Source organism: Serratia nematodiphila DZ0503SBS1 (genome assembly GCF_000738675.1).
GTDB lineage: Bacteria > Pseudomonadota > Gammaproteobacteria > Enterobacterales > Enterobacteriaceae > Serratia > Serratia nematodiphila.
Genome location: NZ_JPUX01000001.1, coordinates 1,721,214 through 1,745,843, shown reverse-complemented (window position 1 = coordinate 1,745,843; position 24,630 = coordinate 1,721,214). Strand labels below are relative to the sequence as shown.

Annotated in this window: 28 protein-coding genes; 16 read left to right on the top strand and 12 right to left on the bottom strand. The window is 61.0% G+C overall.

Going from position 1 to position 24,630, the window contains the following annotated elements; translation table 11 throughout:
• Positions 1-19: 19 nt before the first annotated feature.
• The 4 genes from tnpA to JL05_RS08000 form a co-directional block, all read right to left on the bottom strand.
• A complete protein-coding gene (gene tnpA, locus JL05_RS08015) occupies positions 20-457 on the bottom strand; it encodes an IS200/IS605 family transposase (protein ID WP_033633558.1) in 438 nt (145 codons plus the stop codon).
• 167 nt (positions 458-624) lie between these two features.
• Complete coding sequence (locus JL05_RS08010) at positions 625-1,860, bottom strand: cytochrome c (RefSeq protein WP_033632103.1); 1,236 nt, start codon at positions 1,858-1,860, stop codon at positions 625-627.
• On the bottom strand, positions 1,857-2,411 hold the full coding sequence (locus tag JL05_RS08005) for a (2Fe-2S)-binding protein (protein ID WP_015379038.1): 555 nt from the start codon (positions 2,409-2,411) through the stop codon (positions 1,857-1,859). The genes JL05_RS08010 and JL05_RS08005 overlap by 4 nt, the downstream gene beginning before the upstream one ends.
• The gene (locus JL05_RS08000) at positions 2,408-5,197 is read right to left on the bottom strand and encodes a xanthine dehydrogenase family protein molybdopterin-binding subunit (RefSeq protein ID WP_033632102.1); all 2,790 of its coding nucleotides are present in this window, start codon (positions 5,195-5,197) and stop codon (positions 2,408-2,410) included. The genes JL05_RS08005 and JL05_RS08000 overlap by 4 nt, the downstream gene beginning before the upstream one ends.
• 208 nt (positions 5,198-5,405) lie before the next feature.
• Here JL05_RS08000 and JL05_RS07995 point away from each other — a divergent pair, with 208 nt between their 5' ends.
• Together JL05_RS07995 and JL05_RS07990 are read left to right on the top strand one after the other, a co-directional pair.
• Entirely contained in the window at positions 5,406-5,990 is a 585-nt protein-coding gene (locus tag JL05_RS07995; RefSeq protein ID WP_033632101.1) for a nucleotidyltransferase family protein, read from the top strand.
• Between the two features lie 8 nt (positions 5,991-5,998).
• Entirely contained in the window at positions 5,999-7,051 is a 1,053-nt protein-coding gene (locus JL05_RS07990; RefSeq protein ID WP_033632100.1) for an XdhC family protein, read from the top strand.
• On the opposite strand, the gene JL05_RS07985 is transcribed toward JL05_RS07990, so the two are convergent.
• Positions 6,975-7,841: a helix-turn-helix domain-containing protein gene (locus JL05_RS07985; protein ID WP_033632099.1), complete on the bottom strand. Its 867-nt coding sequence runs from the start codon at positions 7,839-7,841 to the stop codon at positions 6,975-6,977. The genes JL05_RS07990 and JL05_RS07985 overlap by 77 nt on opposite strands.
• Before the next feature lie 150 nt (positions 7,842-7,991).
• On the bottom strand, positions 7,992-9,638 hold the full coding sequence (fumA, locus tag JL05_RS07980) for a class I fumarate hydratase FumA (RefSeq protein ID WP_004937467.1): 1,647 nt from the start codon (positions 9,636-9,638) through the stop codon (positions 7,992-7,994).
• Positions 9,639-9,987: 349 nt separating this feature from the next.
• On the opposite strand from fumA, the gene JL05_RS07975 reads away from it, so the two are divergent.
• The 6 genes from JL05_RS07975 (at position 9,988) to ruvX (ending at position 14,190) form a co-directional block, all read left to right on the top strand.
• Complete coding sequence (locus tag JL05_RS07975) at positions 9,988-10,500, top strand: SprT family zinc-dependent metalloprotease (RefSeq protein WP_004937462.1); 513 nt, start codon at positions 9,988-9,990, stop codon at positions 10,498-10,500.
• Between the two features lie 101 nt (positions 10,501-10,601).
• Entirely contained in the window at positions 10,602-11,297 is a 696-nt protein-coding gene (gene endA, locus JL05_RS07970; RefSeq protein WP_033632098.1) for a deoxyribonuclease I, read from the top strand.
• Positions 11,298-11,366: 69 nt separating this feature from the next.
• The gene (rsmE, locus tag JL05_RS07965) at positions 11,367-12,098 is read left to right on the top strand and encodes a 16S rRNA (uracil(1498)-N(3))-methyltransferase (protein ID WP_033632097.1); all 732 of its coding nucleotides are present in this window, start codon (positions 11,367-11,369) and stop codon (positions 12,096-12,098) included.
• Between the two features lie 10 nt (positions 12,099-12,108).
• Positions 12,109-13,059, top strand: coding sequence for a glutathione synthase (gene gshB, locus JL05_RS07960; protein ID WP_033632096.1), 951 nt, complete (start codon positions 12,109-12,111; stop codon positions 13,057-13,059).
• A 145-nt stretch (positions 13,060-13,204) separates the two neighbouring features.
• The gene (locus JL05_RS07955; protein WP_004937452.1) at positions 13,205-13,768 is read left to right on the top strand and encodes a YqgE/AlgH family protein; all 564 of its coding nucleotides are present in this window, start codon (positions 13,205-13,207) and stop codon (positions 13,766-13,768) included.
• Positions 13,768-14,190 carry a Holliday junction resolvase RuvX gene (gene ruvX, locus JL05_RS07950; protein ID WP_033632095.1) on the top strand — a complete coding sequence of 141 codons (423 nt, stop codon included), beginning with the start codon at positions 13,768-13,770 and terminating at the stop codon, positions 14,188-14,190. The genes JL05_RS07955 and ruvX overlap by 1 nt, the downstream gene beginning before the upstream one ends.
• Here the strand turns inward: ruvX and JL05_RS07945 are convergent.
• On the bottom strand, positions 14,187-15,209 hold the full coding sequence (locus tag JL05_RS07945; protein ID WP_033632094.1) for a type IV pilus twitching motility protein PilT: 1,023 nt from the start codon (positions 15,207-15,209) through the stop codon (positions 14,187-14,189). The genes ruvX and JL05_RS07945 overlap by 4 nt on opposite strands.
• Before the next feature lie 20 nt (positions 15,210-15,229).
• On the opposite strand from JL05_RS07945, the gene JL05_RS07940 reads away from it, so the two are divergent.
• From JL05_RS07940 to hemW, 6 genes are all read left to right on the top strand, one after another.
• Entirely contained in the window at positions 15,230-15,937 is a 708-nt protein-coding gene (locus tag JL05_RS07940; RefSeq protein WP_033632093.1) for a YggS family pyridoxal phosphate-dependent enzyme, read from the top strand.
• 19 nt (positions 15,938-15,956) lie between these two features.
• The gene (proC, locus tag JL05_RS07935) at positions 15,957-16,778 is read left to right on the top strand and encodes a pyrroline-5-carboxylate reductase (RefSeq protein ID WP_033632092.1); all 822 of its coding nucleotides are present in this window, start codon (positions 15,957-15,959) and stop codon (positions 16,776-16,778) included.
• A 31-nt stretch (positions 16,779-16,809) separates the two neighbouring features.
• Positions 16,810-17,364, top strand: coding sequence for a YggT family protein (locus JL05_RS07930; RefSeq protein ID WP_033632091.1), 555 nt, complete (start codon positions 16,810-16,812; stop codon positions 17,362-17,364).
• Positions 17,361-17,654 (top strand): DUF167 family protein YggU, encoded by a 294-nt coding sequence (gene yggU, locus JL05_RS07925; protein WP_016930091.1) that lies wholly within the window; start codon positions 17,361-17,363, stop codon positions 17,652-17,654. The genes JL05_RS07930 and yggU overlap by 4 nt, the downstream gene beginning before the upstream one ends.
• Before the next feature lie 140 nt (positions 17,655-17,794).
• A complete protein-coding gene (locus JL05_RS07920; RefSeq protein WP_033632090.1) occupies positions 17,795-18,388 on the top strand; it encodes an XTP/dITP diphosphatase in 594 nt (197 codons plus the stop codon).
• On the top strand, positions 18,381-19,523 hold the full coding sequence (gene hemW, locus JL05_RS07915) for a radical SAM family heme chaperone HemW (protein ID WP_033632089.1): 1,143 nt from the start codon (positions 18,381-18,383) through the stop codon (positions 19,521-19,523). The genes JL05_RS07920 and hemW overlap by 8 nt, the downstream gene beginning before the upstream one ends.
• 37 nt (positions 19,524-19,560) lie before the next feature.
• Here hemW and JL05_RS07910 read toward each other — a convergent pair whose 3' ends face one another.
• The 5 genes from JL05_RS07910 to trmB all read right to left on the bottom strand — a co-directional run bounded on the left by JL05_RS07910 (position 19,561) and on the right by trmB (position 23,033).
• Positions 19,561-19,995 (bottom strand): DUF29 domain-containing protein, encoded by a 435-nt coding sequence (locus tag JL05_RS07910; protein WP_019456096.1) that lies wholly within the window; start codon positions 19,993-19,995, stop codon positions 19,561-19,563.
• Between the two features lie 100 nt (positions 19,996-20,095).
• Positions 20,096-20,818 (bottom strand): YggN family protein, encoded by a 723-nt coding sequence (locus JL05_RS07905; RefSeq protein ID WP_015379052.1) that lies wholly within the window; start codon positions 20,816-20,818, stop codon positions 20,096-20,098.
• Between the two features lie 30 nt (positions 20,819-20,848).
• Positions 20,849-21,772, bottom strand: a complete 924-nt coding sequence (glsB, locus tag JL05_RS07900; RefSeq protein ID WP_004937414.1) for a glutaminase B — start codon at positions 21,770-21,772, stop codon at positions 20,849-20,851.
• Between the two features lie 215 nt (positions 21,773-21,987).
• The gene (locus JL05_RS07895) at positions 21,988-22,314 is read right to left on the bottom strand and encodes a YggL family protein (RefSeq protein WP_004937412.1); all 327 of its coding nucleotides are present in this window, start codon (positions 22,312-22,314) and stop codon (positions 21,988-21,990) included.
• Positions 22,314-23,033, bottom strand: coding sequence for a tRNA (guanosine(46)-N7)-methyltransferase TrmB (gene trmB / locus JL05_RS07890; protein ID WP_004937410.1), 720 nt, complete (start codon positions 23,031-23,033; stop codon positions 22,314-22,316). The genes JL05_RS07895 and trmB overlap by 1 nt, the downstream gene beginning before the upstream one ends.
• Before the next feature lie 177 nt (positions 23,034-23,210).
• Between trmB and mutY the strand changes: the two genes are divergently transcribed.
• The gene (gene mutY / locus JL05_RS07885) at positions 23,211-24,311 is read left to right on the top strand and encodes an A/G-specific adenine glycosylase (protein ID WP_229705523.1); all 1,101 of its coding nucleotides are present in this window, start codon (positions 23,211-23,213) and stop codon (positions 24,309-24,311) included.
• A complete protein-coding gene (locus tag JL05_RS07880; RefSeq protein WP_004937404.1) occupies positions 24,308-24,580 on the top strand; it encodes an oxidative damage protection protein in 273 nt (90 codons plus the stop codon). The genes mutY and JL05_RS07880 overlap by 4 nt, the downstream gene beginning before the upstream one ends.
• Positions 24,581-24,630: the final 50 nt, after the last annotated feature.

The window sequence follows — 24,630 nt, the reverse complement described above, 5'->3', positions numbered from 1 at the left end:
AAAGGGGGCCATTTTCGAGTTAATCCTGCAACAGCTCCATCTGCTGTTCGATCTCTTGGTCCTTCTTATCCTGATACTTCACGTATCGCCTGATAATTTCTTCGTTTACCCCTACCGTATCGACAAAGTATCCCCTTGCCCAAAAATGATTGCCCCACAACTTCTTTCGTATATGTGGGAAACGATTGTAAAGCCGGATTGCACTGCGTCCTTTCAGGACGCCCATCAACGTCGAAATCGATAGCTTCGGGGGGACTATCACGACCAGATGCACATGATCTGGCTGAATATTTAGCTCAAGAACTTCACAGTCCTTCATGTTGCAGAGGATATAAATTGTTCGGTAGAGCTCTTTGCCCACCTTGTCGCGGAGGATTTTAAATCGATACTTTGGCGTCCAAACCAGGTGGTATTTGCAACGCCAGAACACATGTGATGAACTCCTGTATAAACCCATGTTGGTGATTTCCTTCTTACTTGTGGTGAGTAAGCTGGAATATTCCGGCATGGGTTTCCTTCAGGCTAGAGCCTCACAGGTTCAATCACCACCTCCTTAGGAGGTGGTTTAAGGCTTACAATAAAATGGCCCGCATCTGCGGGCCATTTTTTTCGCCTGAACGCCGCTTACTTGCGCAGCGCTTTCACCTGCTCGGCGGTGACGTTCGCCGGCAAACCGCCCCAGGTCACCCGCAGGTAGTTTACCAGTTCCGCCACGTCGGCATCGCTCAGACGCTCGCCGAAGCCCGGCATGCTCTGCATGCTTTCACCGTTCGGGAACTGCTGGGCCGGCAGGCCGTCCAGCACCGACACGATCAGGTTCTTGCCGTCCGCCTGGCGCAGCGTGGCGTTATCGCGCATCGCCGGTGCGACGTGCGGTTTGCCCTCGCCTTCACGCGCATGGCAGCCGGCGCACTGATCCAGATAGACCATACGCCCGGCATCGCTGCCCTGCCCCATTTTCACCGGCACCGCCGCCGGCGGCTGCTCGCCCATCAGATACAGCGCCAGCGCCTGATGATCTTCCGGCGTCAAATAACGGGTGCTGAGATCCACCACCATGTGCATCTCGCTGAAGGCGGAACCCTGCGGCGCAAGGCCGGTGCTGAGGAAGCGGCTGACGTCCTGCGGCGTCCAGCCGCGCTGCGCCAGACCGTGCGGCGTAATGTCCGGCGCCATGAAGCGGCCGAGATCGCCGCCCTGCATCGGTTTGCCGAGATCCATCTGCCCCAGCGCGCCGCGCGGCGTGTGGCATTCGCCACAGTGGCCCAGCACATCGGCCAGATAGCGGCCGCGCTGCCATTGCGGCGAGCTGCCCTGCGAGCTGGCCGGCAGCGGATCCTGGCTGCGGAACAGCAGATTCCAGCCGATCAGCGCCATGCGCTGGTTGAACGGGAACGGCATCTCGTTGGCCGGAATGGCCACGTCCACCGCCGGGCGCGTCATCAGGTAAGCGTAGATGTCGTCGGCGTCCTGGCGCGAAATGCCCTTGTACGAGGTGTAAGGCATCGCCGGGTACAGGTGCCGCCCGCCCGGCGCCACGCCCTGCGTCAGCGCCAGGAAGAAGTCGTCCTTGCTCCAGCGCCCGATGCCGTGGTCGGCCGACGGCGTCAGGTTGCTGCCGTAAATCGTGCCGAACGGCGTGTCCAGCGGATAGCCGCCGGCCAACGGCGCCCCACCGCTGGCGGTATGGCAGGCGGCGCAGTCGGCGGCCTGCGCCAGATAGCGGCCGCGGGCGATCTGTTCGGCGCTGGCGGTCACCTGCTGCACCGGGCCGTCGTAACGGCGGTTTTCCCGCCACCACAACAGCGCAATCACCACGATCGCCACCAGCACAATCAACACTGCGAGACGTTTTTTCATTGCGCCGTCTCCTTCAGCAGGCCCGGCGTTTTCAGCACCACGTCGCGCACCGCTTCGTAGTAGCGCACGTAGCCGGTGCAGCGGCAGATGTGGCTGTCCAGCGCCTGCTCGATGGCGTTCTCCAGCTGATCGCGGGCGATCGGCTCACGCTTGAGCTTTTCCACGAAAATGGTGGCGGCGTTGACGAAGCCCGGCGTGCAGTAGCCGCACTGGAAGCTGTAGTGCTCCAGAAACGCCTGCTGGATCGGCGACAGCTCAACCACCTCCCCCTGTTCGTCCACCCTGGCGTGGCCTTCGACGGTGCGCACTTTCTTGCCGTTGAAGAAATGCGCGCCGGTGATGCAGGTGCGCACCTCTTCGCTGGTGCCGCTCGGGTGATCGACAATCGCCACGCAGGCGTGGCAAATGCCCTGCCCGCAACCGAGGCGCGAACCGGTCAAATCGAGATACTCGTGCAGGAAATCGATCATCATCAAGCCTTCCGGCACCTCGATCGGGCCGTACTGTTTCTCGTTGATGGTCAGGGAAATCGGCTGGGTTTTAATGCTCATTGTAATACCTCACGAATATTTTCTGCACGAACGGGCAAATCACGGAAACGGTGGCCGGTGGCGTCGGCAATGGCGTTGACCAGTGCGGCCACGATCGGGATCATCACCACTTCCGCCATGCCTTTCGGCTGATCGGTTTCCGACAGCGCCGGCAGGATATCGCCGCTCTGTTTCCACACCGCCACGTCGCTGGCGCGCGGCAGGTGGTAACGGTTGAAGTTCCAGGTGCCGTTGCCCGGGCCGTCTTCGTACAGCGGTAAATATTCGTGCAGCGCATGGCCGATGCCCATCGCCAGCCCGCCCTGCAGCTGGCCGGAAACCAGTTCCGGCACGATCAGGTTGCCGCACTCCATGATCGAGTGGTGATTCAGCAACTCCACCTGGCCGGTGGCGATATCCACCGCCACTTCCGCCAGCGTGCCGACGGCGCTGTAGTAGGTCACCGCCGCATTGTTGCGCTGGGTCGGCGGGTAGTAGACCTGCCCGCGCGCCAGCGGCTTGAATTCGCCGTTGGCGTTGCGCAGCGCCATGCCGTCGATAGGCAGGCGTTCGCTTTTGCCGTTCAACGTGAAATCGGCCTCCGCCCACTGCCAGCGGTTGAACACGTGCACCGCCGCGCCGGTGACGCCGCCCATCTGATAAGCCGTCTTGGCCAGCAGTTCGAGGCTCAGCACCGACATGCCCGCCGCCGTCAGGCCGCCTTCGACCCAACGCGCATCTTCGCGCCGCACCACCAGCGGCGCTGCCTGGCCGCCGCCGATACCGGCCTGCCACAGCGCCATCGCCGCCGGCCACAGGCCGTGATCGAAGATCAGGCGCGCCGCTTCGCGGGTGCTGTGCGAGAAGTAATAGGCCGAGTTGCTGGCGCTCGACGGCGAACAGTAGCTCGGCGTCCAGTTAGGGTTGGTTTGCAGCTTGTCCTGCTCTTCCTGCGACATCAGGTAAGGATCGCCGCTGGTGACCATCGGCAATACCGACCAGTCGGTGACCGAGAAGTGGGCTTCGTCGGCCGGTTTGCCCAGCCACTGCGCGCACAATACCGACTGCGAGGTCGACATGCCGGTGCCCATCTCCGCGCCGCTATGATGCAGCGTGATGCGGCCGTCTTCGCTCAGCTCCACCCGGGCGAACGAGGTTTCCGCCCCGGTGCCGAAGTCTTTCTGCACGCAACCGAAGCCGACGCCATAGCGCTTGCCGGGATGGCGGCTCTCAAACTCGGCCTTGCGTTCGGCGCGCTTGAGCCACATCTCGTGCTTCGCCGCCTTCTCCAGCACTTCATCGGCGCGGATCGCACCGGCCGGGATCGCCCCCTGGGTGTTTTTCATGCCGGATTTCAGCACGTTGCGCAGGCGAAACTCGATCGGGTCGATCTTCAGCTCGGCGGCCAGCTCATCCACCATCATCTCGGTGGCGGCCATGCTCTGTAGCGTGCCGTAACCGCGCGCCGAACCGGCGTCGATGGCGCGTGAGGCCAGCCCGACCGACGACAGATCGCTTTTCGGGAAGTAGTAAATCGACTGGGCGGCGGTCGCGCCGACCATCACCACCGAAGGGGTGAAGTTGCTGCGGCCGCCGCCGTCCGCGGTCATGTCACCGAGGAACGACTGCATGACGCCGGTCTGCTTATTCACCGCGATGCGGTAGTTCATGTCGAACGCATGGCGCTTCAGCGCCGTCTGGAACTGTTCGAAGCGATCATTGGCCAGGCGCACCGGGTGGCCGTCGCCATACATTGCCGCCACCGCGCCGTAATACGGGAAGTTGTAGTGATCTTTCGAGCCGTAGCCCACGGTGTAGCACGGGTGCAGGATCAGCTGTTTCACCGGCGGGTTGCGCTTGGCCAGCATGCGCGGCATCTCGTCGGCCACTTCCTGCGGCGACTGCGTCGGCACCACCAGATGCAGGGTTTGCGTCTGCGCGTCGAACCAGCCGTTGGCGTTGTCCGGCTCCAGCGCCGAGGTGTCGATCGACTGCGTGGTGTAGCGGCGCGACATCACCAGCCAGTCGGCCGGCGGATTCGCCAACTCGTCGGCGATCAGGCCCGCATAGCGCATGCCTTCCTGATCCAGCTTGCCGCCCTCGCGCCCTTCCGGCCACACCGGCAGGTGTTTTTTCATCGATACCGGGAAGATCGGCGTATCCTTCAGGCTGGAGAAGCGATCGTCGTCGAACGGCTGTTCTCCTCCCACCCGCACGTAACGGAAACTGCCCCAGGGATCGCGCTCCAGCGGGCCGGTGACCGCGCCGTATTTGATAGTTTCCTCACGGAATTTCAGCTTGTCCTTGGCGAAGCGGAAACGGGCGAAGTCGTGATAGATCAGGATCGCCACCGCCTGGCCGAGATAGGCAGGGGTTTTGCCGTTCGGCAGCAGCATGTCGTCACCGTAGAACGCCGGAAAGGCCAGGCCATCGCGCGCCAGATCTTCCGCCGTCACCAGGCGATCGGGCTGCAGATCGTCCCCCAGCAGCGACAGATCGACCCCCTCGAACAGCCGGTCGGCTTTGGTCACGCGCAGAATGAAGGCGTGCGCCTGTTTCTGCGGCCAGTGCGGCATGTCCACCGCGCGGATATCGCGTGCGAACACCTTCTGCCCCATGACCTTGGCGCGGCCGTCGATACGGAAACGGACGCGCTTGGCCTGCGGATCCCAGTTGGGTGACTGGAGGATTTTTTGCTCGAACAGCGCGGCGTAGGCGCGGCTGTACAAGGGGGCGAGGTACACGGAGACCCCCGCAATCACGGCGCTTTTGATAAAGCGGCGCCGCGACGGGTTGAAATTGCTCATAAATAAGTCCTTCACGTCTTTCTTGTAATTGGTTTTTGTTCGCGGTGTTGTTGCGCAAACGCTGACGACCTTGCCGTAGACGTCATAAGCATATGCTTATAACTAAAATTATGTGATGATTAACAGGCTGTTTTCAACAAAAAAACATTTACAAAACACAGGTAGTTTGTAGGCTAATAAATAATTTGCGCAAACGCGGACTTCAACCATGACCACGGGCATTGTCATTACCGCCGCCGGACGCGGAGAGCGCTTTATTCAGGCCGGCGGCCAGGGCAACAAATTGAACGCCGGGTTTGCCGATGCGGCGGGCGAGCGGCGTTCGCTGTTCGAACACACCCTGCGCCAGGCGCTGGCCTCCGGCCTGCCGGTACAGGTGGTGACCCGGCCGGATAATCTGCCGGTACTGGCAGCCTGCGCCGCCAACCAAGTGCCGGTCACCCTGCTCGCCAGCGCGGGCCTCGGCGACTCGATCGCCGCGGGCGTTGCGGCCACGCCGCACTGGCAGGGCTGGCTGATCCACCTGGCCGATATGCCATTCGTCGGCGCCGACGTTTTCCGACAGGTGGCGGATGCCTTACGGCAGCACCCGATCGTGCGCCCCTGTTATGCGCAACAGCCCGGTCACCCGGTCGGCTTTTCCGCTCTATTGCGCAAACCACTTTGCCAACTGCGCGGCGATAATGGCGCGCGTGAACTGCTGCAAGGCGCGGCAGTCCACCTGCTGCCGCTTGAGCACCCCGGCGTCGTGCGGGATATTGATCTTCCATCGCAACTCCCGGCCAGCGAGTAAATTCACCTATGCAACATCTTGATGTCACCGTGGTCAGCCAGGCGATAAGCTGGCTGCAACAACAGCCGGTTTGGTTATGCACCGTGCTCAGCACCTATGGCTCTTCGCCGCGCTCGCCGGGCGCGTTGATGGCGGCGACCCGCGACGGCCGCTACAGCGGCTCATTGTCGGGCGGATGCGTGGAGGAGGACTTTCTGCGGCGCGTGGCCGCCGGGGAGTATCAGGCGGCCAGCCAGGTGATTCGTTACGGCGAAGGCGGCATGACGCCCAATGTAGCGCTGCCGTGCGGCGGCGTGCTGGACGTGCTGATCGAGTATCTGCCGGCGGGAGAAGCCAGCGTCGCTTACCTGCAGCGCATCGCCGGCGCGCTGGAAGGGCATCACGCGTTGCTCAAACGCCTGACGCTGCCCCACGCCTGCCACAGCCTCGAGCAAAGCCACTTCACCAGCGCCACTCAGGTCGAACGCCGGCTCGAGCAGATTACCCTGCACATCGCGGCCGCGCCGCGCCTGCTGATCGCCGGGCTGTCCAGCGTGGCGCTGTACTGCGCCGATTTCGCCGTGGCGCTGGGGTTTGAGGTGCTGGTGTGCGAGAACCGCCCGGAGGCGCTGGACAACTTCGCCGCCGAGCTGAAGCCCGGCGTGACGCTGCTGCGCCAGTTTCCGGCCAAGTTCATCGAAGAGGGGGGCTGCCACGCCAATACCGCCGTCGTGGCGCTGACCCACGATCCGCGTATGGACGATCTGACGCTGATGGAAGCGATCCACACCCCGGCGTTTTATATCGGCGCCATGGGCTCGCTCAGAAACAGCGCGCGCCGGCGCCAGCGGTTGCAGCAGATCGCCGAGTTCACGCCGCAGGATCTGGAACGCATTCACGCGCCGATCGGCCTGCCGCTCGGCAGCAAAACCCCGGCGGAAATCGCCCTGGCGGTGATGGCGGCGATCGTGCAGCAAAAAAACCGGCTGCCGGCCGCCGACGGGATCAGTGCAGCGGCACCACCGGCACCAGATGCTGCAGCTCCAGGTGCAGCTCCTCTTTCCCGCTCAGCGAATAGCTGAACACCGTCATGTCCGGCCCGTCGCCGCGGGCCAACCCCATTTCGGGCAGCACCTGCGTGTAGATTTGAATGATGTGATCATTGAGCGCCACCGGCTTGCCGGAATAGCGAAAACGGCAAAACTCGCCGTGGACCTCCGGCAGCGGCTCCAGCGCCACGCCTTCACGCAGCGGATAGTCCGCCGTCACGCCCAGGGTATAGTCGACCCTGACCCGCTCGCCGTCCGGCACCAGTTGGGTAAACGAATAGGTCTGCGCCGGACGCTCGCCCAACAAGGTGTAGAACTGCGCCCGCAGCGCGCTGCGCTGCGGCAGATGCGACTTGTCCAACTTTTCGATATCCAGGTGATAAGCGTACTGTTTACCGTGAAAGGCGTATTGCCCTCTGGCGATGCTGACGCGTTCGACCTGAATATCGCCGGGCTGGCTGGCCGCCAGCGAACGCACCAGATTGCTGAAGTCCTGTTTGCGGGCATGACGATACACGCTGGGCGATTCGGCGAAATGTTTCTTGAAACAGCGCGAGAACGTCTGCTGGTTATCGAATTGATACTCGACCGAAATATCGAGGATGCTCTTCTGCGTGAAACGCAAGGCGAAGGCGGCGATGTAGAGGCGGCGAGCGCGAATGTAGGAAGCTAACGATAATCCGGTCTGCTTCTTGAACATGCGCTGCAGGTACCATTTCGTATAGCCTGACTTGGCGGAAACGATATCCAACGACAGCGGATTGGTCAGGTTGTCTTCAATCCAGACCAGCAATTCCCTGATGTGACTTTCCTGCGTACCCATGTGCTTGCCGAACCTTATGTTGCCGATATTCCATTAGTCGAATTTTAGTGCTATTCGCGTAGGGTATACAGGTTAAAACTCGACGTCCAGCAAGCTACAGGACTTTACACAATCCCCTCCACCGCCTGCGGGCGGTGAAGGGGGCAGCGATTATTTCAGGCAGCTGGAGCACTGACCGGCCTGGATCTTCTGGAAGAAGTCATTGCCTTTGTCATCCACCAGGATAAACGCCGGGAAATCTTCCACTTCGATTTTCCAGATCGCTTCCATGCCCAGCTCAGGGTACTCCACGCACTCCAGGCTCTTGATGCTCTGCTGCGCCAGCACCGCCGCCGGGCCGCCGATGCTGCCAAGGTAGAAGCCGCCGTGCTTGTGGCAGGCATCCGTCACCTGCTGGCTGCGGTTGCCTTTCGCCAGCATGATCATGCTGCCGCCGTGGGATTGCAGCAGGTCGACGTAGGAATCCATACGCCCGGCGGTGGTTGGCCCCAAGGAACCGGATGCATAGCCTTCCGGCGTTTTAGCCGGGCCGGCGTAGTAGATCGGGTGGTCCTTAACGTACTGCGGCAAGCCTTCACCGCGATCCAGGCGCTCTTTCAGCTTGGCGTGCGCGATATCGCGGCCGACGATGATGGTGCCGCTCAGCGACAGGCGGGTGGAAACCGGGTACTGCGACAGCTGTTTGAGGATCTCGGCCATCGGGCGGTTGAGATCGACCTTGATCGCCTCGCCCTCCCCGGCCTGGCGCAGCTCCTGAGGAATGAATTTACCCGGATTGTGCTCCAGTTTTTCCAGCCAGATGCCGTCGCGGTTGATCTTGCCTTTGATGTTGCGGTCCGCCGAGCAGGAGACGCCCATGCCGACCGGGCAGGAGGCGCCGTGGCGCGGCAGGCGCACTACGCGGATATCATGTGCAAAGTATTTGCCGCCGAACTGTGCGCCCAGCCCCAGGTTTTGCGCTTCTTGCAGCAGTTCCGCTTCGAGTTCCAGATCGCGGAACGCCTGACCATGCTCGTTGCCTTCCGTCGGCAGGCCATCGTAATACTTGGTCGAGGCCAGTTTGACGGTTTTCAGCGTCGCTTCCGCCGAGGTGCCGCCGATGACGAACGCCACGTGGTACGGCGGGCAAGCCGCGGTGCCCAGCGTGCGCATCTTGTCGACCAGGTAGTTTTTCAGCTTGCCCGGCGACAGCAGCGCCTTGGTTTCCTGATACAGATAGGTTTTGTTGGCGGAGCCGCCGCCCTTGGCGATGCACAGGAATTTGTACTCTTCGCCGTCCACGCTGTAGAGATCGATCTGCGCCGGCAGGTTGCTGCCGGTATTGACCTCTTTGTACATATCCAGCGCGGCGTTCTGCGAATAGCGCAGGTTCTCTTCGATGTAGGTGTTATACACCCCGCGCGACAGCGCCTCTTCATCGCCGCCGCCGGTCCAGACGCGCTGGCCCTTTTTGCCGACGATGATCGCCGTGCCAGTGTCCTGGCAGGTCGGTAAAATACCCTTGGCGGCGATTTCTGAGTTACGCAGAAATTGCAGCGCAACGTACTTGTCGTTTTCGCTGGCGTCCGGATCTTTGAGGATATCGGCCACCTGCTGTTGGTGCGCCGGGCGCAGCATGAACGAGGCGTCGTGGAACGCATGCTGGGCAAGCAGGGTTAACGCTTCAGGGGCAACTTTCAGAATTTCCTGGCCTTCAAATTCGCTCACGGAAACGTGGTCGCGGCTCAGCAGGTAGTATTCGGTATCGTCTTTCTTCAGCGGGAACGGATCTTGATAGTGGAACGGTTTATTCGACATTGATCTCTCACTTGCAACATCAGCTGCGTTAAATTCACACTTACGGCGCGCGACACGGCGCCTTGTCAAAAAACTGCCTCCACCTTACGTATTTTTAATCAGTCAGTTATTGCGCCAAATCGCAAAATAACCGCTATTTGCGTAAGGGATTACCACAGGCGGCGTTTCAACCTTGCTCGGTGAGAACTGCGGGTACAGACTCATCATGCACGCTTTATTATCCCGCAGTTAACACATTGATTACAATCCATCGGCGGCGATCGTCTTATCAATGCGGTGAAAAAGCGCCGGATGCGATTTGCGCCGGGGCATATTGTCAGCAGCCGCGCCATTGCTTAAGCTAGCCGCAATGAACAAACCGAGAATCCCCATCGCGCTGCAACAAGCGGTGATGCGCTGCCTGCGAGAAAAGCTGCAGTTGGCCCGCCAGCATTTTGCCGTCGAGTTCCCCGAACCCAGCATCGTCTATCAGCAACGCGGCACCAGCGCGGGCACCGCCTGGCTGCAAAGCTGGGAAATCCGTCTGAATCCGGTGCTGCTGCTGGAAAACCAACAGCCGTTTATCGATGAAGTGGTGCCGCACGAACTGGCGCACCTGCTGGTGTTTCGCCAATTCGGCCGGGTAGCGCCGCACGGCCGCGAATGGCGCTGGATGATGGAAAGCGTGCTGCTGACGCCCGCCAGCCGCACTCATCGTTTCGAAACCGCCTCGGTGCAAAGCAAAACCTTCCCCTACCGCTGCGGCTGCGGGCAGCACCAGCTCACCATTCGCCGCCATAACCGCGTGCTGCGCGGCGAAAGCGAATACCGCTGCCGCCGGTGCGGCGAAAAACTGAAATTTCTTGCTAGCGAGAACCTTTAGTTAAACGATTTATACGTTAAAACAAGTAAATATCGCCATTTGCCACTGCCGACAAGTTCCGTTACCCTGCCTGCTTTTCCAATTTTGAGCTGTTTTGGAATATGCTTCGCAGAATTTTGTTTATGGCGGTTTTCGCCGCAGGCGCCGCACAGGCGCACGGCATCAATAACTTCTCTCAGGCCAAAGCGGCGGCGGCCAAGATTAACCAGGATGCGCCGGGCAGTTTTTACTGCGGCTGCCGCATCGAGTGGCAAGGCAAGAAGGGGATTCCCGATCTCGCCGGCTGCGGCTATCAGGCGCGTAAAAACGCCCAACGCGCGCAGCGCATCGAGTGGGAACACGTGGTGCCGGCCTGGCAGTTCGGCCACCAGCTGCAGTGCTGGCAAGACGGCGGGCGCAAAAACTGCAACAAAGACGCCACCTATCGCCAGATAGAAACCGATCTGCACAACCTGCAGCCGGCGATCGGCGAAGTGAACGGCGACCGCAACAACTTCATGTACAGCCAATGGAACGGCGGCGCAGGTCAGTACGGGCAATGCCCAATGAAGGTGGACTTCAAGAATAAACAGGCGGAGCCGCCCGCCCGCGCCCGCGGCACCATTGCCCGCACCTACTTCTACATGCGCGATCGCTACCAGCTGCGGCTGTCACGCCAGCAAACCCAGCTGTTCGAGGTGTGGAACCGGCAATATCCGGTGAGCCAATGGGAATGTCAGCGCGAAGCACGTATCGCCAAGGTGCAGGGCAACCACAACCCCTATATTCAACAGGCTTGTCAGCAGCGGAAAAGCTAACCTACTATAGCCTTTATCTTTCATGGCGCCGCCAACCCGCGGCGCCGTTTCGTCAGGATCAGACTACCCATGCGCATACCCCGCATTTACCATCCGCAGCCGTTGACCGACCGGGCGGAGATCGCCCTCAGCGAGGACGCCGCCAACCACGTCGGGCGCGTGCTGCGCATGAGCGCCGGCCAGGCGCTGCAGCTGTTCGACGGCAGCAACCAGGTGTTCGACGCCGAAATAATCCGGGTGGACAAAAAGAGCGTGCTGGTGCGCCTTGGCGACGGCCGCGTGGAGGACATCGAATCGCCGCTCAACCTGCATCTGGGCCAGGTGATCTCGCGCGGCGAGAAGATGGAGTTCACCATCCAGAAATCCATCGAGCTGGGCGTCAACGTCATCACCCCGCTGTTTTCCGAGCGCTGCGGCGTGAAGTTGGACGGCGAGCGTCTGGCGAAGAAAATCCAGCAATGGCAAAAGATCGCCATCGCCGCCTGCGAACAGTGCGGCCGCAACCGCATTCCCGAAATCCGTGAGGCGATGTCGCTGGAGGCCTGGTGCGCCGAGCAGGACGGCAGCCTGAAACTCAACCTGCACCCGCGCGCCAGCCACAGCATTAACACGCTGCCGCAGCCGGTGGATCATGTTCGCCTGTTGATCGGCCCGGAAGGCGGTTTGTCCGCCGACGAAATCGCCATGACCACCGACCACGGATTTACTGATATTCTGCTGGGACCACGCGTTCTGCGTACCGAAACCACAGCGCTCACCGCCATTACCGCTCTGCAGGTCCGCTTCGGCGACCTGGGTTAAAGGAGAAAAGATGATTAAGCTCGGCATCGTGATGGATCCTATCGATTCCATCAACATCAAGAAAGACACCAGCTTCGCCATGCTGCTCGAAGCGCAGCGCCGCGGTTACGAATTGCACTACATGGAGATGAACGATCTCTATCTGCATGCCGGTGACGGGCGCGCACGCACCCGCCTGCTGAGCGTGAAGGAAGACAAGGAGAGCTGGTTCAGCTTCGGCGCCGAGCAGGATCTGGCGCTGCACGAGCTGGACGTGATCCTGATGCGCAAGGATCCGCCGTTCGATACCGAATATATCTACGCGACCTACATTCTGGAACGCGCCGAAGTTAAAGGCACGCTGGTGGTCAACAAGCCGCAAAGCCTGCGCGACTGCAACGAGAAGCTGTTCACCGCCTGGTTCCCGGAGCTGACGCCGGATACGCTGGTCAGCCGCAGCGCCGCGCACATCCGCAAATTCCACCAGCAGCACGGCGACATCATCCTGAAACCGCTGGACGGCATGGGCGGCGCGTCTATCTTCCGCGTGAAGCAGGACGATCCTAACCTGTCGGTGATCATCGAAACCCTGACCGAACACGGCAGCCGTTTCTGCATGGCGCAGAACTTCCTGCCGGCGATCAAGGACGGCGACAAGCGCATCCTGGTGGTGGACGGCGAGCCGGTGCCTTACTGCCTGGCGCGCATTCCGGCGCAGGGCGAGACCCGCGGCAACCTGGCGGCCGGCGGCCGCGGCGAAGCGCGCCCGCTGAGCGAAAGCGACTGGAAAATCGCCCGCGCCGTCGCCCCGACGCTGAAAGAGAAAGGGCTGATCTTCGTCGGCCTGGACGTGATCGGCGATCGCCTGACCGAGATCAACGTCACCAGCCCAACCTGCGCGCGCGAGATCGAGGCGGCATTCCCGATTTCGATTACCGGCATGCTGATGGACGCGATTGAAAAGCGCCTGGCGGCGAAGTAATGCGTCATGCGGGCGGCATGCCGCCCGCTATCCCGTATCGCGCCCGCCAAAGCTCGCCTTTGCGCGCGGCTTGAAAGGCGGCGGGTATAGCCGCATACTGGCGGCTGTTTATTTTCTCACCCATTGATTACCTTATATTAACGCCATGAATTTACAGCACCATTTTCTGATCGCCATGCCAACGCTGCAGGATCCTCGCTTCAAGCGCTCGGTGATTTACATTTGCGAGCACAATGAAGAAGGCGCCATGGGTTTGGTGATCAATAAACCGGTGGAGCAATTCACGGTAGCCACGGTGCTGAGCAAGCTGAAGATCATGCCGCCTGCGCGCGATCCGGCCATCAGCCTGGACAAACCGGTGTTCGCCGGCGGGCCCCTGGCGGACGATCGCGGGTTTATCCTGCATACGCCGCGCCACGGCTTCGGCGCCAGCATTCAAATTTCTCCCAACACCATGATCACCACCTCGAAAGACGTGCTGGAGACGCTCGGCACCCCGGAACAACCGGACGACGTGCTGGTGGCGCTGGGCTATGCGGGCTGGGAAAAGGGCCAGCTGGAGCAGGAGGTGTTGGAAAACGCCTGGCTGACCATCGAAGCCAACACCGACATTCTGTTCCGCACGCCAATCGCCAGCCGCTGGCGCGAGGCGGGGAACCTTCTGGGCATCGACATTCGCAGCATCGCCAACCACGCAGGACACGCCTGATGAGTAACCGCACCATTATCGCCTTCGACTTCGGCACCAAAAGCATCGGCGCGGCCATCGGCCAGGAGTTGACCGGCAGCGCCCGCGCCCTGCCGGCTTTCAAAGCGCAGGACGGCTCGCCGGACTGGCTGAAAATCGAAAAGCTGCTGAAAGAGTGGCAGCCGGATTTGGTGGTGGTCGGCCTGCCGCTGAACATGGACGGCACCGAACAGCCCGTTACCGCCCAGGCGCGCAAGTTCGCCAATCGCCTGCACGGCCGTTTTGGCATCCAGATCGAGCTGCAAGACGAGCGTCTGAGCACCGTGGAAGCGCGCGCCAACCTGTTCGATCGCGGCGGCTTTCGCGCCCTTGATAAAGGCAGCGTGGACTCCGCCTCCGCGGTGGTGATCCTCGAAAGCTGGTTCGAACGGCAGCTGGGCTAAACGCCCGTTCCCTCCGCCGCGCACTCCCCCAACACACCGGCGTCGATCCGCTGCTGCAAACCTTGCTCAAAGGTTTGCATGCCCGACTGCGCGCCGGTTTGCAACACGCTCGCCAACTGATGGGTTTTCCCTTCGCGGATCAGGTTGCTGACCGCCGCCGTCGCCGTCAGCACTTCAAAGATCGCCACGCGTCCGCCGCCAGGGCGCCTCATCAGCTTTTGCGCGATCACCGCTTGCAGGCTGCCGGCCAGCTGGGCGCGCACATAGGGTTTCTCTTCCGCCGGAAACACGTCCACCAGCCGTTCCACCGCCTGCGGCGCGCTGCGGGTGTGCAGCGTCGCCAGCACCAGGTGGCCGGTCTCCGCCGCAGTGAGCGCCAGCCGGATGGTGGCGGTATCGCGCAACTCGCCCAGCAGGATCACATCCGGATCTTCGCGCAGCGCGGCGCGCAACGCCGCATCGAAGCTGTGGCTGTCGCGGCCGATCTCCCGCTGCTGGATCAGCGAACGCCGGCTGCGGTGCAGGAATTCGATCGGATCTTCCAGCGTCAAAATATGCCGCTGCTGGTGCCGGTTGATCTCGTCGATCATCGCCGCCAGCGTGGTGGACTTGCCGCTGCCGGTGGCGCCGGTGACCAGGATCAATCCGTCGGCGCGCCGCAGCAACGCCGGGACGATGGCTGGCGCCGCCAGCTCGGCAAGCGAAGGCGATTGCCCGGCGATACGCCGCAACGCGAGAGAAACTCCCGCGCTTTGCTGAAAAACGTTGGCCCGCAGCCGTTCCCCGCTCGGCCTGTGCAGCGCCAGATCGACCTGCCCCAGCCGCCGCAGGCTCTCGCGCTGCTGCGCATTCAGCAATCCGTCGCAGAGGGCCTGCGCGCCCTGCGCCGTCAGCGTTGGCGCCGCCGCCAATGGCTGCAGTTCACCGTCGATGCGCAACATCGGCGGATGACCGGCACAAAGGTGCAGATCGGAAGCATTATGCTTTACACTAAGGGCCACGAATTCATCGATATCCATATCACTCTCCCGGGTCAATAATGAGCACTATCCAACAGAACCTGCAGGATGTCAGAAACCGCATTGCGGCCGCCGCGCGAAATTGCGCGCGGGCGCCAGAAGAAGTTGCCCTGCTTGCAGTCAGCAAAACCAAACCTGTGGCGGCGATCGAAGAAGCCATCGCCGCCGGCCAGCGCGCCTTCGGCGAGAACTACGTGCAGGAAGGGGTAGACAAGATCCGGCATTTCGCCGAGTCGCCGCAAAGCGGCGAGTTGGTGTGGCACTTTATCGGCCCGCTGCAATCCAATAAGAGTCGGCTGGTGGCGGAACACTTCGCCTGGTGCCATACCGTGGATCGGCTGCGCATCGCCCAGCGCTTGAGCGATCAGCGCCCGGCCGACATGCCGCCGCTCAACGTGCTGATTCAAATCAACATCAGCGACGAGCAAAGCAAATCCGGCATTGCGTTGGCCGAACTGCCGGCGTTGGCCGAAGCGATCGCCGCGCTGCCGAACCTGACGCTGCGCGGCCTGATGGCTATTCCGGCGCCGGAAGCGGATTATCAGCGGCAGCTGGCGGTATTCAGCCGGATGAGCGACGCATTTCTCGCCCTGCGTCAGCGTTATCCGCAGGCCGATACGCTGTCGATGGGCATGACGGACGATATGGCGGCGGCGATCGCTGCCGGCAGCACCCTGGTGCGCATCGGCACCGCAATTTTTGGCGCCCGCGACTACTCGCAGGCCTGACACACAGACGAGGGATTTGATGCAACATCGCAAGATTACCTTTATCGGCGCCGGCAACATGGCGCGTGCAATCATCGCCGGCCTGGTGGCGGGCGGCTATCCAGCCAAATCCATCAGCGTCTGCGCCCCTTCGCCGAAAAACCGTGATGCGCTGGCTGCAGACTACGGCATCGTCAGCAGCGGCGACAACGTCGCCTGCGCGCGTGAAGCCGAGGTGGTGGTGCTGGCGGTCAAACCGCAGATGATGGCCGACGTGTGTCAGCCGCTGCGCGAACAGGTCGATTTCAGCGGCAAGCTGGTGCTGTCGATCGCCGCCGGCATTCAGGTCAGCCGTTTCTATCAGCTGCTCGGCGACCAACTGGACATCGTGCGCATCATGCCCAACACTCCGTCGCTGGTCGGCAAGGGCATGAGCGGGCTGTACGCGCCGGCGCAGGTCAGCCAGCGGGATCGCGATTACACCGGCGATTTAATGGCGTCGGTCGGTAAAGTTTGCTGGGTCGATGACGAAAATGGCATCAACGGCGTGATCGCCGCCGCGGGCAGCGCCCCGGCCTATTTCTTCCTGTTTATGGAAGCGATGCAAAAAGAGGCCGAGCGCATGGGCTTCGACAGCCAGACCGCGCGCGATCTGGTGCAGCAGGCCGCTTCCGGCGCCGCCGCATTGGTGGAAGCCAACCCGGATACGCCGCTGGGCACGCTGCGCGAGCAGGTGACCTCCAAAGGCGGCACCACCGCCGAAGCGCTGCGGGTGTTCAACGAACGCCAACTGCCGGAAACCGTGGGGCAAGCGATGCAGGCCGCCGTTTCCCGCGCCCAAGAGATGGAAAAATTATTTTAAATAACCGCGAGTTAAGGAGAAGGACCACTTCATGCTAACGCTGACTTTCCTGGTCAAGACCGTTATTGATCTGTACGTGATGGTGCTGTTGCTGCGCATTTGGATGCAGTGGGCGCGCACCGATTTTTACAACCCGTTCTCACAGTTTGTGGTGAAGATCACCCAGCCGGTGGTCGGCCCACTGCGCCGCATCATCCCGTCACTGGGGCCCATCGACAGCGCTTCGCTGCTGCTGGCGTTCCTGCTGATGACCATCAAGTACCCGCTGCTGCTGCTGATTCAGGGCGGCGCGATGTCGCTCAGCCCGTATAACCTGCTGTTCGGCCTGATCTCGCTGGTGAAGTCCGCCGGCTACCTGATCTTCTGGGTGATGATCATTCGTGCGCTGATGAGCTGGATAAGCCAGGGCCGCAGCCCGATCGACTACGTGATGTACCAACTGACCGAACCCTTGATGGCGCCGATCCGTCGCATCATCCCGGCGATGGGCGGCATCGACTTTTCCGCCATGGTCGTGATCCTGATCCTCTATTTGATCAACTACCTGGGCATGGATGTGTTCGGTGAGATCTGGTTCCTGCTGTGAGTGCAGTCACTCCGGTGCTGGACGGGCTGGCGATCAGGCTATATATTCAGCCGAAAGCCAGCCGCGACCAAATTATCGGCTTGCATGGCGACGAACTGAAAGTCGCCATCACCGCCCCGCCGGTCGACGGCCAAGCCAACGCCCATTTGATCAAGTTTATCGCCAAGCAGTTCAAAGTGGCGAAAAGCAACGTCACCATCGAGAAAGGCGAACTGGGGCGGCATAAACAGTTACGCATCGTGAATCCGCAACAGATCCCCGCCGTGGTCGCAGCGCTATACACAAAGTAGCTGGAGCCGCAGCAAGGCGGCAAGGGCTTGAGTCCCCAGGAGCTGGGTCACTCCAGTGACTGGGGTGAGAGCGTGCAGCCAACGCGGCTGCGGCTTCAGATACGCAGAGTATCATCGAATAATTTTCAAGGTAGTCACTTATGCAAAAAGTCGTTCTTGCCACCGGTAACCCGGGCAAAGTGCGCGAACTCGCCGACCTGTTGGCCGATTTCGGCCTGGACGTGGTCGCACAAACCGATCTGGGCGTGGAGTCCGCCGAAGAGACCGGCCTGACGTTTATCGAAAACGCCATTCTGAAAGCGCGCCATGCGGCACAGGTCACCGGCCTGCCGGCGATCGCCGACGACTCCGGCCTGGCAGTAGACGCGCTGGGCGGCGCGCCGGGCATCTACTCCGCGCGCTATGCCGGTGAAGATGCCGACGATCGGCAGAACCTCGACAAGCTGCTGGCGGCGTTGAAAGACGTGGCGCCGGGCCGGCGCGGCGCGCAATTCCATTGCGTGCTGGTCTATCTGCGCCATGCGGCAGACCCGACGCCGCTGGTGTTCCACGGCAGCTGGGCCGGCGAAATCACCGAGCAGGCCGCCGGTGAAGGCGGCTTCGGTTACGATCCTGTCTTCTACGTGCCGGAGCTGGTCCGCACCGCCGCCGAGCTGAGCCGCGACGAGAAGCGGGCGATTTCGCACCGCGGCAAGGCGCTGAAGCTGATGTTGGAAGCCATGCGCAATGCTTAAGCTGCCCCCGCTGAGTCTCTACATCCATATCCCGTGGTGCGTGCAGAAATGCCCGTACTGCGACTTCAACTCCCATGCGCTGAAGGGTGATGTGCCGCATCAGGAGTATGTCGAGCATCTGTTGGCGGATCTGGATGCCGACCTGCCGCTGGCCGGCGGCCGGGAAATCAGCACTATCTTTATCGGCGGCGGCACCCCCAGCCTGCTGAGCGCCGAGGCGATGCAAGCCTTGCTGGACGGGGTGCGGGCGCGCATTCGCGTCGCCGACGACGCCGAAATCACCATGGAGGCCAATCCCGGCACCGTGGAAGCCGATCGCTTCAGCGGCTACCAGCGCGCCGGCGTCAACCGCATCTCCATCGGGGTGCAAAGCTTCAGCGCCGAGAAGCTGAACCGTCTGGGGCGCATCCACGGCCCGGAAGAGGCCAGGCGCGCGGCGACGCTGGCGACCGATCTTGGCCTGCGCAGCTTTAACCTCGATCTGATGCACGGCCTGCCGGACCAATCGCTGGAAGAGGCGCTGGACGATCTGCGCCAGGCGATCGCCCTCAATCCACCGCACCTGTCGTGGTATCAGCTGACCATCGAACCGAACACCCTGTTCAGCTCACGCCCGCCGGTTTTGCCGGACGACGATGCGCTGTGGGACATCTTCGAACGCGGCCACCGGCTGTTGAGCGCCGCCGGCTATCAGCAGTACGAAACCTCGGCCTACGCCAAGCCGGGCTACCAATGCCAACACAACCTCAATTACTGGCGCTTCGGCGACTATCTGGGGATCGGCTGCGGCGCGCACGGCAAGGTGACCTTCAGCGACGGGCGCATCCTGCGCACCGCCAAGACCAAGCATCCGCGCGGCTTTATGCGCGGCGACTACATGGACAAGCAGCATGAGGTGGCGGCGGCGGATCGGCCGTTCGAATTCTTCATGAACCGCTTTCGCCTGCTGGAAGCCGCGCCGCGCGCCGACTTCGTCAACTACACCGGGCTGGCGGAAAGCGTCATTCGTCCGCAGCTGGACGAAGCGCTGGCCAAAGGTTATCTGGAAGAAACCGCAGAGCACTGGCAGATCACCGAGAAGGGCAAGCTGTTTCTCAACTCGCTGCTGGAACTGTTCCTGGCGGACGACGAGTAAAAAAAAGCGCTGAATAATCAGCGCTTTTTTATTGGTATTAATCCGGGTAAAACGTCTGAGACAGAATCTGCTGAGTTTCCCAGATGCCGTTTTCCGGATATACATCCAGCCCAGTTTCGGCCGTAGCGAGCGCAACGGCCTTCGACCAAACGACATCCAGCCAATCAGCATCGCCCAGTTTACCTTTTAGGCTAGGCGACTCTTTCAAGCTGTAAAGCACCTCTTTACGCTGCGCTTTAATCGTTCTCTCCCAGCTGGTTCCGCGCCTGGCCGGCTGATATTTCCATTTAAGCAAATGTGCAATCAGCACCGTCATCCGGCTAGCAAGTTCCCTTTGCTCGCTCTTCCCCACGTCCTCAATCTCCTCGGCGATCTTTTCAATATCGATCTCAGACAATTTTCCGGAGCGCAAAAGAGCGGCCTGTTCATTTGCCCAGGCAACAACATCGGTTTCGTAGCGTGTATGGCTCATAGCGTCCTCCGTAAACATCCATAAATCTGTACGTAGTTTGACCAGTCTGTCAGATAAGCTTCGGAAGGTCAAAAAACAGACTGCCGAGAAGGTTCTTAAATCATTTCAACGCTTTCAGCAGATCCTTGCGCTGGGTTTCCAGTGCGGTGACGCGGTTGCACACATCATGGCCGAAGTTCTGGAAGTCCTGCTCCTGATTGTTCCATTCGTTCTGGATCGCCTTCTGCAAGCCGCCCAGGTTGCCCATGATCGCCTGCAGCGGGTTACCGCCGCTGTTGGCGGCCTGTTTGACGCCCATTTCGTTCAGGCTGTCCTGCAGCACGCCGCCCATGCTCTGCTGCACGATGTTGCGGCCATCCTGTTCCACCTGGTCGATCGCCTTGTGGTGGAAGGTCAGGCCGTCGCTGCGGTGCTCGATGATGCGGTTCATCTGCTGTTTCAGCTGGCCGTTCAGGGTGGTCAGCCGGTTGCGCACGTTGCTGTTGCTGCCCAGCTCTTTGACGATCACTTTATCCAGCGCTGCGCGGGCTTTCTCCAAGTGTTTCTGCGCGCCGTCGTCGATCCACGGCAGTTGCTTGCGCAAGGCGCTCTGGTAACTGAAGGCTTTCTGCCGCTGGCTATCGTTCAGGCTCAACGCCTGGCCGTTGCGGATCACGTCGCCATCCGGCGAAATTTGCAGGTCGCCGCTGGCGCCTTTCACCTGCACGCTCTGCGGGCTGATGATCACATCGTCCTGGGGTTTAACGCTGCATTGGTACTCGGCGTGGGCCTGCGCGGCAGTCGCCGCCAGCAGCAGTAAGGCTAACCCGGTTTTCTTCAACATAGCTTCTCCTGACTCCCATCCAGACTGGGATTAAAAAATCGAACGACCGATACGTTGAGACAACAGTTCCAGCGCCGCAGTTCCCGCCAGCGAGTTGCCGGAAGCATCCAGCTCCGGCGACCAGACGACGATCGACAGCTCGTCCGGCACGATGGCCACGATGCCGCCGCCCACGCCGGACTTGCCCGGCATTCCCACCCGATAGGCGAATTCGCCGGCGCCATCGTACATGCCGCTGGTCATCATCAGGGCGTTGATCTGCCGAGCCTGCAGCGGGCTGATCACCGCCTCGCCGCTGAGATCGCGGCCGTGATTGGCCAGATAGACGAAGCTGCGCGCCAGCTCCACGCAGCTCATGCGCAGCGCGCAGTAATGGAAATAGGTTTGCAGCACGGTGATCACGTCGTTCTCGAAGTTGCCGAACGACTTCATCAGATAGGCGATGGCCGCATTGCGATCGGAGTGTTCGAATTCGGAACGCGCCACCCGCAGGTCATAGGCCAGGTCGTCTTCGCCGGCCAGCTGACGCACCACCTCCAGCATGCGCTGTTTGGGGGCGCTGAGCCGGGTTTGCAGCATGTCGCACACCACCAGCGCGCCGGGGTTGATAAACGGATTGCGCGGTTTGCCCTGCTCCATCTCCAGCTGCAGCAGCGAATTGAACGGCAGGCCGGAAGGCTCTTTGCCCACGCGCCGCCAGATCTCAGGCTCCTGATAGCGCGTCAGCGCCAGCGTCAGGCTCAGCACTTTGGAGATCGACTGGATGGAGAAGCGCTCCGCGGCGTCGCCGGCCTGGAACAGTTCACCATCCACCGTGCAAACGGCGATCGCCAACCGATCGGCGGGCACTTCCGCCAACGCCGGGATGTAGTCGGCCACTTTCCCCTGGCCAATCAGCGGGCGCACCTGTTGCAGGATCTCCTCCAGCAACGCGTTATCCAATGTAGTTACCACCTCGGTCACACTCCGGGCAAAACAAAGGCGCCGTTAAGGCACCTTAAATCCATCCCCGTCATACTTGAATCCGCATCTGTGTTGGCTGCGAGCGCTCACCCCAGTCACTTACTGAAGTAAGCTCCTGGGGACTCACACTCTTGCCGCCGTGATGCAAATCCAATTATTTAGGGGGAAATAAGCGGCGCGAAGCCGCGCTCATCGGGCAAGCGCGATCAGTCCCACCAGATATCGAACAGATCGCTGACCTTAACGTCGGTCAGTTTGCGCGCTTCCAGCCAGTTTTTCACCAGTTCGCGATGCTCGTCGGTGCAGTGACCGATCTTCTGCAGGCAGATCAGACCTTCCCACTGCAGGTAGCCGCTGCCGTCAAACGCCAGGCCGTTCGGCTCGATCACTTCATCGATGAAGGTATCCAGCGTGCTGTCGATGTCTTCCACCGACGTGCCTTCGGCAAAACGCCAGGCTACGGAGAAACCCAGCTCCTGAAATTCTTCAATGTGCAACTTTTTACGTAAACGACGACTGCGGTTCTTAGCCATTATTCTTTCCTCTCAAACATCAAGTCCCAAACGCCATGTCCCAGGCGCTGGCCGCGTAATTCAAATTTCGTCAGCGGGCGCGAATCCGGACGCGGCACGTAATCATTATCGCTGGAAAGATTACGGTAGCCTGCGACCCCGTTCATAACCTCTAACATATGTTCCGCATAAGGTTGCCAATCGGTAGCCATGTGGAAGACGCCGCCGGTCTTCAGCTTGCGCAGCACCAGTTCGACAAACGGCGTTTGCACGATGCGGCGCTTGTTGTGGCGCGCCTTGTGCCACGGATCGGGGAAGAACAGCTGCACCATGTCCAGCGAGCCGTCCGGGATCATGTTTTCCAGCACTTCAACCGCATCGTGGCACATCACGCGCAGGTTGCTCAGCTTCGCCTCGTGGGCGTCGGCCAGGCAGGCGCCCACGCCCGGCGAGTGCACTTCGATCCCTAAAAAGTTCTGCTGCGGATTGTTGCCCGCCATGGTCACCAGCGAGGCGCCCATGCCAAAACCGATCTCCAGCACCGTCGGCGCTTCGCGGCCGAACAGCGCGGCGAGATCGACAGCGTCAGCCTGATACTCCACGCCCATCACCGGCCAATAGTTCTCCAGCGCGTGCTGCTGGCCTTTGGTCAGCCGCCCCTGGCGGCGGACAAAACTGCGGATACGGCGCATCGCGCGGCCGTTCTCATCAAATTCCGGGGAGATGACGTCATTAATCATAGTGCTTTCTGTCTGTTTGGCTGCCAATTAGGGAAACGCGCATTATGCAAAGATACATTGGTTTAGCAAGTGTTCATCTTCTGTACCCGCCGTGCGGCGTCGGAAAGTTCCGGTTTACAGCATCATGACTCTATGCTGCAATCTCGCTTCATTTTCTGCCGGATAACGACGCTGCTCATGATGCAAGCACAACAATTCGCACAGGTGGTGCTTGACTGGTACCAACGCTACGGTCGCAAGACCCTGCCGTGGCAGCTGGAGAAAACCGCCTATCAAGTATGGCTCTCCGAGGTGATGTTGCAACAGACTCAGGTTGCCACCGTCATTCCTTATTTTCAGCGCTTTATGGCCCGTTTTCCCAACGTGCGCGCGCTGGCGGAGGCTCCGCTGGACGAAGTGCTGCATCTGTGGACCGGCCTCGGCTATTACGCCCGCGCCCGCAACCTGCACAAGGCGGCGCAGACCATTGTCGCACAGCACGGCGGCGAGTTCCCGACAACCTTCGCAGAAATCGCCGATTTACCGGGCGTCGGCCGCTCCACCGCCGGCGCGGTGCTGTCGTTGGCGCTGGGCCAACACTATCCGATCCTCGACGGCAACGTGAAGCGCGTGCTGGCTCGCTGCTACGCGGTGGAAGGCTGGCCGGGCAAGAAAGAGGTCGAAAACCGGCTGTGGAAAATCAGCGAAGAGGTCACCCCGGCGCAGGGCGTCGGCCAGTTCAACCAGGCGATGATGGATCTGGGCGCCATGGTCTGCACCCGCTCCAAGCCCAAGTGTGAACTCTGCCCGCTCAACGTCGGCTGCCTGTCTTACGCCAATCACAGCTGGGCCAACTACCCCGGTAAGAAGCCCAAGCAGACCCTGCCGGAAAAAACCGCCTACTTCTTATTGCTGCAGCACGGCGACCGCGTGTGGCTGGAGCAGCGCCCGGCGGTGGGCCTGTGGGGCGGCCTGTTCTGCTTCCCACAGTTCAGCGCGCGCGTGGATGTGGAACTCTGGCTGCAGCAGCGCGGTCTGAAAGGCAAGCGCCTGGAACAGCTGACCGCGTTTCGCCACACGTTCAGCCATTTCCATCTCGATATCGTGCCGATGTGGCTGTCGCTCGACGCGGCGGGCAGCGGCATGGATGAGGGCGCGGGTCTCTGGTATAACTTAGCGCAGCCGCCGTCGGTCGGGCTGGCAGCGCCGGTGGATCGCCTGTTGCAACAGCTGGCGAAGCAGCCCCCGATCCAACAAAACTTATATGGCGATAGCGCCATCGACGAGGAATTAGCATGAGCCGCACCATTTTTTGTACTTTCCTGCAGCGCGACGCCGAGGGCCAGGACTTCCAGCTTTATCCCGGCGATGTCGGCAAGCGCATCTACAACGAGATCTCCAAGGAAGCCTGGGGCGAGTGGATGAAGAAGCAGACCATGCTGATCAACGAGAAGAAGCTGAACATGATGAACGTGGATGATCGCAAACTGCTGGAAGAGGAAATGATCAAGTTCCTGTTCGAAGGGCACGACGTGCACATCGAAGGCTATACGCCGCCGAGCGAATAACGCTGTTGGGGCCAGGCGCTGGCCCGCTTCAATCCTCTTATACTTCTTCC